Consider the following 12488-nt stretch of genomic DNA (forward strand, 5'->3'; position numbering starts at 1 on the left):
TTTGCACTATGCGTATTTTCCATAGGAGGGGAATTATGGAAGAAAAAACGTTACAGAAATTAAGAACCACATTGCTCTATATCTTTATTATTTTATTATCCTTGCTGATTGCTTATGTTCTTGTATATCCAATAGGTTTCCTGCCGAGTGGTTATCAGATGATTTCTCAGGGAGAGCAATCCATAACATTACAACATAATAACATAATAGGTCTTGAAGAAAAAATGATTGTTTTTAACCCAAAAGATCACGAATGGCAACTTGGTTACGTGGTTGATTCGTTAGAAAATCAGAAGTTCTTTCTAGTAATGTTTTTAACGACAGTTTTTGTATCATTCGTCCTGTTCTTATATCGAATGAATAAAGGGGAAACCCTAAAACAATCATTTTTAAAAAGCGGAATGATTTCTACAATTTTCACGTTACTATCTTATATACAAGCAATTCATGGTATCGAAAAATATGTGCTTTAATCTAGCGTTCTAACTATATAGTCGATCATATAATCCGCAACGTTAATCCCTGTTGATTGATAGGTTCCTTGAATATGGGCATTCGAATTTACTTCACAAATAATCGGTTGACTATTTGGACCAAACAATAGATCTACACCTGCAAATGAAGCTTCGACCGCTTTTGCCGCTGCTAGCGCTAGGCTTATTTCTTGCTCAGTAGGTTGATAAGCTTCTGTCGTTCCTCCTACAGCAACATTCGCTCGAAAATCATTTTTCGCTGTTCGAATCATGGAAGCCACTACTTGATCTCCCACTACATTTAGTCGTATATCTCTTCCATAACTAGAAGAAATATATTCTTGGATAACAAAAGGCCTGTCTTCTAAAGCTTGAATCAGTGCAAACAGTGCTTGTCTAGAGTGAATTAGATACACTTGTTCACCAAAGGAACCATAGGCTTCCTTTACAACCATCGGATATTCTAGCTCACGTTCAATCGCTAAATAGCTAGTTGTGTCTATTTCTTTTACACCAGGAAAAATTTTCGGTGCTATAATCGTTTTCGGAATAGGTAATTTGTGTTTAGCCAAATGTTGATAGGTAGTTATTTTATTGTCACAAATATCAATACACTTCGAAGAGTTGAAAACAGGTATCCCCAATTGTTCTAACTGTTTAGCTAATGCGATATCTTTGTCTAAAAACAGAACAAAATCTGGTTGAGCTTCATGTGCTTGCTTCAAGAGATGACTGCCTTGGCTATCGATCATAGAAAGCATAGCATTATTTTTTACTACGTTGATCTTTATATTTTTCTTGGTAGCGGCTTCTTTTATCCATTCTGCGTAGGATAAAAATTTACTGCTAGGTAAATGACCGTTATAAATAACCCATCCTTGCATCATATGTTTTCCTCCATATTGCTTACATAAATTAATATTTTGCTATATAATGTTTGCATTCTTATTTTTTAGTCTAAAAAAGGTAGGTTGACACTATGTTCACTACTATAAAGGAAGTACATGATTTTTTACAATCTAGAAGTAAGCTAGGTATTAGATTAGGTTTAAGTCGAATGGAGATGATGCTTGATTTTTTCCATCGACCTGAAAAACGGTTAAAAGTAGTTCATCTAGCAGGGACGAACGGAAAAGGTTCCACGTTAACTTTTATGAAACAAACGTTATTGGAAGCGAATTACCGAGTAGGAACGTTTACTTCTCCTAGTCTTACGAGTATAAATGAACAAATTCAACTAAATGACCAAGCGATTGATGACGAGCACATGCTTGAAATGGTCAATCGTCTTATACCAATCATACAAGAACTAGATGAGCGGGACGATGGTCCAACTGAATTTGAAATAGTCGTTATGATTGCCATCTTGTATTTTGTGGACAAGGTAGATATAGCATTAATCGAAACTGGTATGGGCGGTAGAGAGGATTCAACGAATTGCCTCACACCACTGCTATCCATTATAACGAATATTGGACTGGACCATAAGCAGTTTTTAGGTGATTCCTATGAAAAAATAGCCTATGAAAAAGCTGGAATTATAAAAAAAGATGTGCCTGTAATTGTTGGGGATGTGAACGAATCATCATTAACTGTAATAAAAAATTATGCAACAAGTCTACAAGCACCGATCTTTCACTACCAAATAGACTATAATTCTTCGCAACAACAACTAAAAGAAGATAAAACGCAAACCTTTTTGTTTACGAGCGTAAACGAGGAAATACCTTTAACTATCACAATGTTAGGAAAGCATCAAATAAAAAATGCAACGATTGCTTGCAAGGCGCTCATGCAACTGAATGATCTTGGATTTCCTTTTTCTATAACGGAATTGCAAAAAGGATTTCAAAAGGCTATGATTCCTGGTAGATTTGAAAAAGTATGTGACAATCCGATTGTCTATGTAGATGGAGCACATAATACTGAAGGAATTGCTACTTTTATTGATACCGTGCAGTCCTATTTTCCAAATGAAAGCAAGCAACTCTTATTCGCGGCGTTTAAGGACAAGCCATTAGAAGAGATGATCAACCAAATGGATGCTACGTTTGATCACATCGTATTTACTAGTTTCGAACATAAACGTGCGGCGGGCGCTGCAACGCTATATGATTTGTCTAAACACAACAATAAAGTGGTAGAGTCTGACTGGAAACAAGCAATTACAAAGTATGTGACATCAAATCAGGAGCATCAAGTGCATTTTATTACAGGATCTTTAGCTTACATTGGATTGGTACGCCGTTTATTTTTGTAAATTTTTTGAAAATATGATATATTCTTTCTATCTTTTTTGTTTAGAAGCTAACCTGGGGAGGGGGGAGAAGTATGGTGCCAAAAAGTAAACAAATTGCGTTATGGATTGCTTGGGTTTGTATTTGGCCTGCTTCTTTAACTCTGATTTATTTTCAGTGGCCACACCAATTTGGGGATGATCAATTAGCCATTCTATCTTTTGGATTGATTATGTGTATTGTCGCTTTCTTTCCATTGATTGTGAATAAAACACCTATTTTCTTTGTTCATGGCATAGGTTTTGCCGTATTTTTGAACTATGGTTTATTTGTAGAAATATTGTTAACTCAATTTGCGATATTGGTAGTTTTGTACAGAGTTCGAGTAGGCAGAAAAGATTTGTATCGAATTCCGCTGAACATGCTCATGTTCCTTTTTGTATCGATCATGTCTGCTTATGTTTACTTGCTTCTTGGAGGTAGGATAGGTTCGATCTATTTACTGCGATTAGATGAACTAATACCAATTGCTGGTTATGTGTTAACCGTTTTCATATCTAACCATATTCTATTGTATGCTTTTAGGCGTGTGATTTTTGAACAAAAGCCGAAGTTGGTGGACAAAAGCTTATGGTGGGAATTTATCACTACGATAGTGGTTCTACCAGTTGGATTTGTGTTGTATATGATGTATCAAGATTTTGGCATTTTTGGTATTTACTTTGTTGGTTTACCTTTTATTAGTATTTCGATTATTTTGATGCTTTATCATTCAAGTAATAGTATCAATTACTATTTACAACAAACAAGTGAGATTGGACATCAGTTAACGGCAGAGCTCGAAGTGAATGAAGTGATCGATCTGTTCGTGGAAAGAGTTACAAAATTACTACCAGTTGATTATACGTTTGTATATGATGTAGTCGATGATGACCATTTACAGCTGATTCGATTTTATGACGTCGAACAGAAGCTAGATTTTCCTGAAAAAGATCAATTAAAGAAAAATGAATCGATAAGCGGCACAGCATGGGCAACGAATAAAGTGGTAAATTACCATACAAAAAAAGACTGGAAACACCTCAAAGATGTGTATTTGCCATTGCAAGGGGAGAGTGTTATCTCCTTCCCAATTGAAAGAAAAAATAAGACAGTTGCTGTGATTACGTTATTATCACAGCAGAAAAGAGCGTTTGAAAAATCACAGTATATGATTTTAGATATACTTAAAAACCACTTTGCAGTAGCACTGGAAAATGCAAAAAATTATGAAAAAACGAAGAATCAGAGTGAAAGAGACCAATTAACGGATTTATATAATTATCGCTTTTTTGAAGACTATCTTGAAAAGTACTTTTATGATATGAAGCAGGCAAAACGTACTGAGACTATTTCATTAATTCTACTTGATCTTGATCGCTTTAAATCGATTAATGATACATACGGTCACCAAAGTGGCAATGAGATATTAAAAGGCTTGGCTCAGCTTTTACAGCAAGTAGTTTGTGATAAAGGTGTTTTGGCTCGTTTTGGGGGAGAAGAATTTGTTATATTACTTCCTGGATATAATCAATTGCAAACGTTAATTCTAGCGGAGACAATAAGAAATGCGATTGAAAGAGAAACCTTCACGTTAACTCAACACATATTAGAAGATGACTGTCCAATTGAGATTCATGTCACAGCTAGTATAGGTGTTGCTACTTATCCTGACAACTGTGAGGACCCATATGATTTAATTAGACATGCGGATCGCGCAATGTATGTAGGGGCGAAGCAAAGGGGAAGGAATAAAGTAGCGGTTTACGAGAATTAATATTTTGACGAATAAGTTCGACATATGAAGTCGTAATATAGAGGCGACCTAAGCAATGCACTAGCTGCTCAGGTTGCTTTTTTCTATTGCTTTTTAGATAAGTAATTTACATAGGAGGTAAACAGTCCTATACTATAAATAGACACTAACGAAAAATTCAGACAAATAATGGAATTAATGGGAAAAAAGGATGATTAGATATGAAAAGTAAGATAAAATTGCTTTCTTCATCAAAAGGACTAACCTTAATAGAGATCCTTGCTTCTATTACTATTTTGTCAATAATTGTTGTCACTTTTTTGACTTTTTTCATTCAATCTGCTCGTACGAATACGGTATCGGAGGATATTATGGATGCTACGTATGTGGCACAGACGCAGATGGAGGAGATTTATAATTTGAGTAAATCACCTTATGAAGATGCCATAACTAGTTTGACTTCCAAGGGTACACATACAGAAAATAATGGGATAGATAAATTTCAGATAGTTAACGAGACTTACAAAATTCAGTTGCAATTAAAACAGACTGATACGAATCTACCAAATTTGAAGGATGTATTGGTTAAGGTTTATGATAATTCAAACGGTCGATTAGGTGCACAGATGGAAACAAAAATTTCATGGGAGAATTAGAGGGTGTTCAGTGTGCTTGAAAATGAAAGAGGAGTAACTATAGTAGAACTATTAGGTGCCTTAGCGTTAATGTCAATTGTCATTCTTCTGATTAGTTCAGTACATTTATTTGGTCAAAAACAGTTTGTAAATCAATCGGAGGATATAGAAAATATGTCAAATGTTCGGTTGGTTATTGCGACGATCTCTAAAGATCTAAGAAGTGCTGACCCAACTCAATTAAGCTCACCTAATTCCCAAACACTTATCATTAATGATAAGGAATATGCTTTTTCTAATTCATTAAAACAAATGCTTCAAAATAATGTAAAACTTGCTAATAATATTGATAAGTTTGAAGTTAAATTGGAAGAAAATGATACGAAAATAAATTTAGAAGTTGAAAGTGTAAAGGATCAACATGGCAATACAGCATCGTTATCTACAGTAATTTATATTAGAGAGTAGGTGGATCGATGAAGCAAAGAGTCAGCCGTTTACAGAGGCAACTAAATTCCGAATCCGGAGTTACATTAGTAATGGTACTTATGGTATTAATGGTGCTATCGGTTTTAGGTGTTAGCTTAATAACTGTTGCACTTGGTAATACAAGATTAGCATCAGTTGAACGAGAGTATGAAGGCACTTATTATATAGCGGAGGCTGGAGCAACATACAGACTAGCAAAGGTAGAAACCTCTGTAAAAGGTTACTATGATCAAATGCCTTCCGAACACAGTTTTTATGATGCATTAGAGAGAGAAATAATTGGAAGTAAGCCGTATAGTGATTTTGAACCAGTTATGGGAAACCAACCAGAAGCAATGATTCAGATACAAAAAGTATCAAATGATAATCCGAGGAAATATAAAATCACATCTACAGGAAATATAGGTAACCGAGAAAGAACTGTAGAACAGTTCTTCACTATTAATTGGCAATCAAAAGGGGGTCTGAATGCCCCAAGCAATATGGGAGTGTACACAGACACTACGATTAAATTATTTGGGAGTGCATCGATAACTGGTAATGTAGGTACGAATTCTGACAGAGCTAACTCAGTGGAGTTAGATGGTGGTGCATATATTAACAATGGTGTTATTCATGTCCCAGAAAGTGCTACTAATAAAGCTGTCAAAGCTCCAGAATATATGAAAAAACCAGATAGAGAACATCCAATTCCTGAAACAGTAGCCAAACAACCATCTCGATTAGAATTACCACCATTTCCAGACTTCCCTGCGTATGCTTTACCTCCAGATAAGGAAATTGTTAAAACAGAACACGAAAAACATAAAGTGATTCTGGATGGGAATTTAAGAATTAATAACTATTTGGCAGAGAATTATACATTGCAATTACATTCAGATACTACTTTTAAAGAAATAATAATTGACCAGAACTTGACTGTGAATATTGACACAATGGGAAAGGATAAAGCTATTGTAGTGGATCACTTAAATGTAACAAATGGACACATTAATATAGTTGGAGGTGGCACTCTAACTATTTATGTTCGGGATAATATCACGATGAATTCTGGAAGTACGATTAACAAAAATGGGTCTGTAAATGATCTTGTTATTTTATTAAAGGGGGGAAGTTCTCCTAATACCCGAAAGGAATTAGTACTTGGAGGGAGTCAGGTTATCAAGGGTTCTATTTTTGCTGAAGATGCAAATATAACATTTACTAGTGGTGGAGGTTTTCAAGGCCATATATTAACAGGCGGAACTCGTGTGAAGCTTGATGGAGGAGTAAGAAGCGGTTCACTAATATTTGCACCGAATGCTGATTTCCGATTGGAAAATGGAGCAAAGGTAATTGGATCTGTTATTTCTAATTCCTACTATGGGGATGGAGATACAAACACTACATTTGAAGAAGTAGATATTAGTAATTTACCATTTATTTCAAGTGGTGACATACCAGATAATTTGTTGGACCCTAGTGCTCCAAAAGAAACAAATTAGATATTATCTATCCTAGGAGGATTTATATGGCTGTCAGAAATAAAAAGAAACTAGGTGACTTATTAAAAGAATCTGGAGTACTAACTGAAGAGCAAATCGTCGAGGCCCTTCAAAAAAAGAAGAATGGTCAAAAGCTTGGAGACGCGCTTCTTGAACAAGGTTACATCACCGAACAACAATTACTAGAAGTACTAGAGATCCATTTGGATATTCCAAGTGTGTCCTTATACCGTTATCCAATAGACAAAGATCTAATGCAGTTAGTTTCAAAAGAAGTTGCTAGAAGACAACTGTTGATTCCTTTAACCCAAAAAGAAAACGTCATTACTGTTGCGATGAATGATCCTATGGATTACTTTGCAATTGATGATTTGGAACTATCTACAGGTTTTGTCGTGAAACCAGTCATCGCTTCTAAGGATGATATTCTGCAATCGATTAATAAATATTATGATTCGAATGAGCCTGATGAAGCGGAACAAGAAGAAATGTATGATGATGCTCCAGCAATTCGAATCATGGATCAAATCTTGCAAACCGGTGTGCACTTAAGAGCAAGTGATATCCACATCGATCCAAATGAAGTGAACTTAACCATTCGTTACCGTGTGGATGGGGTTTTGCGAACGGAAAGAACGATACCAAAACGATTACAAAACTCCCTAATTGCTAGAACGAAGATCTTATCTAACCTAAATATCACCGAAACAAGGTTACCGCAGGACGGACGAATAAGGTTGACTGTTGATGAAAAGCCGATTGATTTACGGATCTCAACCTTACCTACTGTATTTGGGGAAAAAGTAGTTATTCGTATTTTAGATTTAAGTAATATTTTTAAACGTTTGACTGATCTAGATTTTAGTCAAGATAATCTAGTCCAATTTGAAAAGCTAATAGAAAACCCAGCTGGATTAATTTTGTTAACAGGTCCAACAGGATCGGGGAAAACGTCGACGCTTTATGCCTCTATTAATAAATTGAATCGTGAGGATGTTAACATAATCACTGTTGAGGATCCAGTAGAGTATCAACTAGACGGGATTAATCAGGTACAAGTAAATAATGCAGTTGGACTGACCTTTGCTGCGGGTTTACGTTCGATTTTAAGACAAGACCCTAATATTATCATGGTTGGGGAGATTCGAGACCGGGAAACTGCTGAAATTGCTGTTCGGTCAGCTTTAACTGGTCATTTAGTATTTAGTACCTTGCACACAAATAGTGCTGTAGCGGCTATTCCTAGATTATTTGATATGGAAGTAGAGCCATATCTGGTTGTTTCTTCCTTGTCTGGTATTATGGCCCAACGTCTAGTGAAGAAAGTGTGTAAGGATTGCAAACAAACCAGAGAAGCTACATTGATGGAAAAAACGCTATTTGAAAAGCGCGGATTAAAATTAGATCATATCCATGAAGGTGCTGGCTGTAATAGCTGTAAAGGTACAGGCTATAAAGGAAGAATGGCGATCCATGAACTACTCGTGATTGACGATAAAATCCGTCATATGATGATGAACAATAATTCGATTACAGATATTAAGACGTATATTCGCGAAAATGGTATGAAGTTCTTAATTGATGATGGACTGATTAAGGTCCAACAAGGATTAACAACGATGGAAGAAGTATTGCGTGTTGCTGCAGATGATTAGGGGGAAATGATGATGCAATTTGAAGCTATATTACGGGCCGCATATGAAAGAAATGCGTCTGATATTCACTTAACAGTTGGTACACCTCCTGTACTAAGAATAAACGGAGATTTGCAATCATTCGGTGATCAAGATTTACGCCCAGAAGATACAGAACAAATGGCCAAGAGTATCTTAACGGACGCTGTCTGGCAACAATTGCAGAACAAAAGGGAAGTAGACTTGTCTTACGGTATTTCTGGGGTTTCTCGTTTTCGTATCAATGTGTTTCACCAAAGAGGTTGTATTTCATTGGCAATACGGATCGTACCAAAGGACATACCAAACCTAGAAAAATTGCAACTTCCTCCAGTTTTAAAGCAGATTGCTGAGAGTACACAAGGGCTAGTTCTTGTAACAGGCCCAACTGGTAGCGGGAAGAGTACGACGCTTGCAGCGATGATTGACTATATGAACAATCATATGAATAAACACATCATCACCTTAGAGGATCCTATTGAATATATCCATTCACATCGGAAGTGTATTATCGACCAACGAGAAGTTGGCTTTGATACGATGAATTTTCAAAATGGCTTACGAGCATGCCTCAGACAAGACCCGGATGTGATTTTAGTAGGGGAGATGCGTGATTTAGAAACAATTTCTACTGCAATCACTGCTGCCGAAACTGGGCACCTCGTCCTTGGAACATTGCACACAACAGATGCTGCATCCACAATGGATCGAATAATCGATGTGTTTCCAGCCCATCAAAAAGGGCAAATCAGAATCCAACTTGCTAGCGTCCTAGAAGCAATTGTGTCTCAACGTTTATTCCAAACTGCAGATAAACGAGGAAGAGTAGCTGCTACGGAAGTATTAATTAATACATCAGCTATTAAAAATCTAATTCGAAATGAAAAAATGCACCAAATTCCAAATACAATGCAAACAGCGAAAGAACAAGGCATGCATACGATGACGATGGATATTAAGAAGTTAGTACGCCAAGGATCTATCCTTGAAGAACAAGCCCTCCCATACTTAAAAGGAAGAGGGTGAGGTAGTGCCCTATTTTCGTTACAAAGGTAGAAGTGTAGCAGGAAAAGCACAGTCAGGTAAAATAGATGCAGATACAAAACATGAGGCAATTGCGAAACTAAAAAGAGATGGTATTACTGTATTTAAGATCGAAAAGCTAAACAGTGTTTTATACAAAGATATAAATATTGGGAAAACAATTAAAAACCGTGACTTTGTTATTTTCTTAAGGCAGTTTGCTACATTAATAGATGCAGGTATCTCATTAGTTGAAACAACAAGTATCCTTCAAGACCAAACTACGAATAAATTCTTAAAAAAAGCATTGGAAGATATAGAAGAAGATTTGGAAGAAGGTGTACCGCTTTCTGAAGCGTTAGAAAAACAGCCAAAGCTATTTCCAGAGCTGTTGGTTAGTATGATTAATGCTGGAGAGATAAGTGGTAACTTAGACGATATTCTAGATAACATGGCGAGTTATTACGAGAAGCAATATCAACTAAAACAAAAGATTGTTACAGCATTGACTTATCCAATCGTGATTGGTGTGATTTCTGTTTTTATAACGATCTTTTTATTAGCATTTATAGTTCCGGTTTTTACAGATATGCTTAGTTCTTTTGGTCAAGATATACCAGCATACACTGCGTTTATATTAAGTCTAAGTGGTGTTGTACAAGCTTTCTGGTGGTTAATTATATTAGTGTTTATTCTTCTGTTTTTTGTTTATAAATTTCTTGAACGTAAGCCAACTTATGCATTTTTATTTGATACGATTAAATTAAGAATACCTGTTTTTGGCGGGTTTATTCAAAAGTCACTGTTAGCCAGAATGACGCAGACATTAAGTTCGTTATTAAATAGTTCAGTTCCCATTTTGCAATCCGTTGACATTACAGAACGAGTTATTGCTAATAGAGTGATTAAGGGTGTATTAAAAGAAAGTAAAGTTGCATTGGAACAAGGTGAATCTCTAGCAAGCCCGATGATCGCTCACTGGGTATTTCCAAAGCTAGTAACACAAATGATCGCTGTCGGAGAACGAACAGGCTCTCTAGATGCGATGTTAAAAAAGGTGTCTGATTTTTATGAACAAGAATTGGACGAGGCTTCAGACAAGCTGAAGTCACTAGTGGAACCAATCATGATTGTGTTTCTAGCCGTTGTTGTTGGGGCGATTGTAATGGCCATCGTTATACCAATGTTTTCATTATTTGAGAACATCTAGGATTAGGAAAAAAGTTATAGACACGTTTCGAGTTTATAGTATAATGGGTATAGTAAGAGTAAGTTGAAAGAACACTGAGAGAACAAACAGAATGCTATGAATGATTATCTATATTTTGGGCACTTGGATAATCAGGAGCAAGTAGTGCAACCGGCTGACATCATGAGGATACTTACTTTGTGTTGTGAGTCATTTTTATTTTACACATTTTTTTTGAGGGGGAAAATTCGATGTTGCAAAAATTAAGAAACAAGTTACAAAGTGAAAAAGGTTTTACGTTGGTTGAGTTGCTTGCAGTTATTGTTATTTTGGGGATTATTGTAGCGATTGCGGTACCGGCTATTGGAAGTATTATAAACAAGGCTGAAAGTGATGCATCTGATAGGGAAAAAGATATGATAGTTGAAGCAGCTAGGTTAGCATTTGCTTCTGGTGCAGAATTTTCAGAAGATGGTTATGTAACAGTAACTGAATTAACTGATAATGATTATTTAGAAGAACAAACTGACGCTGATAATCCACTACCTACAGGATATGTATCTTTATCAGATGGACAATACACTTTTAATACCGGAGATGTACCTGCCGTACAATAATAAGATTTAAATTTGTTAACACATGAGATCCCTCCCCGAGGGATCTCTCTACATAATCTAACCAAAAACTAGGAGAACACAACATGCAAATTCTCTACCTCATCTATTTCTTTATCATAGGTACGGTTTTCGGATCTTTTTATAATGTTGTTGGGTTACGTGTGCCCAAGAAGCAGATGTTTCAGTCAGAGCGCTCGTATTGTCCTCATTGCCGTCATACCCTTTCTTGGTATGAACTCATCCCAGTATTTTCATACATCATCCAACGCGGTAAGTGTCGTCACTGTAAAGCAAAAATCTCGATGATCTATCCTTTGGTAGAGCTATTTACAGGTTTCTTTTTTGCATATAGCTTTTATGTGTTTGGCTTTCAGTTCGAACTTATCACTGCATTATTTCTTACTTCTCTTTTAGCAATCATCATAGTTTCTGACCTTAAGTACATGCTAATACCAAATCAAGTCTTACTATTTTTTCTACCATTTTTAATTGTTTGTCGAATTTTTAGTCCATTAGATCCATGGTGGTCACCTATTGTTGGTGCGCTTATTGGCTATCTATTACTTGCCTTGATCATTATTGTGAGTCGTGGTGGTATGGGTGGAGGAGATATGAAATTATTTGGGGTATTAGGTATCGTGCTTGGCTATAAAGGTGTGCTATTAGCCTTCTTTTTTTCTACCCTCTATGGCACAGTTATCGGCGCAATACTGCTTAGTTTGAAAATAGTAGAACGTAAAAAGCCGATTCCATTTGGTCCTTTTATCGTGTTCGGAAGTCTTACAGCATACTTCTTTGGAGATGCTTTGGTCCATTGGTACGTTTCAACCTTTTTTTATACGTTAAAAAATATTTAGCTGTTAAGCGTAATTA

The 12488-nt window shown here is 36.1% G+C and carries 12 protein-coding genes and 1 riboswitch; of the genes, 11 read left to right on the forward strand and 1 reads right to left on the reverse strand.

Translation table 11 applies throughout. The annotated features are described in order from the left end of the window. The first annotated feature begins 35 nt into the window (after window positions 1–35). Window positions 36–473 carry a hypothetical protein gene (locus tag NYQ66_RS19540; protein WP_259871936.1) on the forward strand — a complete coding sequence of 146 codons (438 nt, stop codon included), beginning with the start codon at window positions 36–38 and terminating at the stop codon, window positions 471–473. On the opposite strand, the gene NYQ66_RS19545 is transcribed toward NYQ66_RS19540, so the two are convergent. Beyond that, window positions 470–1360: an ATP-grasp domain-containing protein gene (locus tag NYQ66_RS19545; RefSeq protein WP_259871937.1), complete on the reverse strand. Its 891-nt coding sequence runs from the start codon at window positions 1358–1360 to the stop codon at window positions 470–472. The genes NYQ66_RS19540 and NYQ66_RS19545 overlap by 4 nt on opposite strands. Before the next feature lie 92 nt (window positions 1361–1452). Here NYQ66_RS19545 and NYQ66_RS19550 point away from each other — a divergent pair, with 92 nt between their 5' ends. The 10 genes from NYQ66_RS19550 to NYQ66_RS19595 all read left to right on the forward strand — a co-directional run bounded on the left by NYQ66_RS19550 (window position 1453) and on the right by NYQ66_RS19595 (window position 12472). Next, a complete protein-coding gene (locus tag NYQ66_RS19550) occupies window positions 1453–2733 on the forward strand; it encodes a bifunctional folylpolyglutamate synthase/dihydrofolate synthase (RefSeq protein ID WP_259871938.1) in 1281 nt (426 codons plus the stop codon). 71 nt (window positions 2734–2804) lie between these two features. Further along, entirely contained in the window at window positions 2805–4526 is a 1722-nt protein-coding gene (locus tag NYQ66_RS19555; RefSeq protein WP_259871939.1) for a sensor domain-containing diguanylate cyclase, read from the forward strand. 200 nt (window positions 4527–4726) lie between these two features. Beyond that, window positions 4727–5161, forward strand: a complete 435-nt coding sequence (locus tag NYQ66_RS19560; protein WP_259871940.1) for a type IV pilus modification PilV family protein — start codon at window positions 4727–4729, stop codon at window positions 5159–5161. Between the two features lie 3 nt (window positions 5162–5164). Continuing rightward, window positions 5165–5608: a PilW family protein gene (locus NYQ66_RS19565; protein ID WP_259871941.1), complete on the forward strand. Its 444-nt coding sequence runs from the start codon at window positions 5165–5167 to the stop codon at window positions 5606–5608. Window positions 5609–5616: 8 nt separating this feature from the next. After that, the gene (locus NYQ66_RS19570; protein ID WP_259871942.1) at window positions 5617–7113 is read left to right on the forward strand and encodes a DUF7305 domain-containing protein; all 1497 of its coding nucleotides are present in this window, start codon (window positions 5617–5619) and stop codon (window positions 7111–7113) included. 26 nt (window positions 7114–7139) lie between these two features. Beyond that, a complete protein-coding gene (locus NYQ66_RS19575; protein ID WP_259871943.1) occupies window positions 7140–8768 on the forward strand; it encodes a GspE/PulE family protein in 1629 nt (542 codons plus the stop codon). A 6-nt stretch (window positions 8769–8774) separates the two neighbouring features. Then, window positions 8775–9812 carry a type IV pilus twitching motility protein PilT gene (locus NYQ66_RS19580; RefSeq protein WP_259871945.1) on the forward strand — a complete coding sequence of 346 codons (1038 nt, stop codon included), beginning with the start codon at window positions 8775–8777 and terminating at the stop codon, window positions 9810–9812. A gap of 4 nt (window positions 9813–9816) precedes the next feature. Next, window positions 9817–11019, forward strand: a complete 1203-nt coding sequence (locus NYQ66_RS19585) for a type II secretion system F family protein (RefSeq protein WP_259871947.1) — start codon at window positions 9817–9819, stop codon at window positions 11017–11019. 80 nt (window positions 11020–11099) lie between these two features. Continuing rightward, window positions 11100–11181: riboswitch (cyclic di-GMP riboswitch) on the forward strand. A 68-nt stretch (window positions 11182–11249) separates the two neighbouring features. After that, a complete protein-coding gene (locus tag NYQ66_RS21455; RefSeq protein ID WP_272479906.1) occupies window positions 11250–11615 on the forward strand; it encodes a competence type IV pilus major pilin ComGC in 366 nt (121 codons plus the stop codon). A gap of 83 nt (window positions 11616–11698) precedes the next feature. Then, on the forward strand, window positions 11699–12472 hold the full coding sequence (locus NYQ66_RS19595; RefSeq protein ID WP_259871948.1) for a prepilin peptidase: 774 nt from the start codon (window positions 11699–11701) through the stop codon (window positions 12470–12472). Window positions 12473–12488 lie beyond the last annotated feature (16 nt).

The sequence above is a fragment of the Aquibacillus koreensis genome, assembly GCF_025154055.1.
Taxonomy (GTDB): Bacteria; Bacillota; Bacilli; order Bacillales; family Amphibacillaceae; genus Aquibacillus_C; species Aquibacillus_C koreensis.

What these genes read in the sequence shown, in the direction of transcription:
- NYQ66_RS19540 (WP_259871936.1), top strand. Translation starts at nt 36, where the DNA reads ATGGAAGAAAAAACGTTACAGAAATTAAGAACCACATTGCTCTATATC.
- NYQ66_RS19545 (WP_259871937.1), bottom strand. Translation starts at nt 1,360, where the DNA reads ATGATGCAAGGATGGGTTATTTATAACGGTCATTTACCTAGCAGTAAA.
- NYQ66_RS19550 (WP_259871938.1), top strand. Translation starts at nt 1,453, where the DNA reads ATGTTCACTACTATAAAGGAAGTACATGATTTTTTACAATCTAGAAGT.
- NYQ66_RS19555 (WP_259871939.1), top strand. Translation starts at nt 2,805, where the DNA reads ATGGTGCCAAAAAGTAAACAAATTGCGTTATGGATTGCTTGGGTTTGT.
- NYQ66_RS19560 (WP_259871940.1), top strand. Translation starts at nt 4,727, where the DNA reads ATGAAAAGTAAGATAAAATTGCTTTCTTCATCAAAAGGACTAACCTTA.
- NYQ66_RS19570 (WP_259871942.1), top strand. Translation starts at nt 5,617, where the DNA reads ATGAAGCAAAGAGTCAGCCGTTTACAGAGGCAACTAAATTCCGAATCC.
- NYQ66_RS19575 (WP_259871943.1), top strand. Translation starts at nt 7,140, where the DNA reads ATGGCTGTCAGAAATAAAAAGAAACTAGGTGACTTATTAAAAGAATCT.
- NYQ66_RS19580 (WP_259871945.1), top strand. Translation starts at nt 8,775, where the DNA reads ATGATGATGCAATTTGAAGCTATATTACGGGCCGCATATGAAAGAAAT.
- NYQ66_RS21455 (WP_272479906.1), top strand. Translation starts at nt 11,250, where the DNA reads ATGTTGCAAAAATTAAGAAACAAGTTACAAAGTGAAAAAGGTTTTACG.
- NYQ66_RS19595 (WP_259871948.1), top strand. Translation starts at nt 11,699, where the DNA reads ATGCAAATTCTCTACCTCATCTATTTCTTTATCATAGGTACGGTTTTC.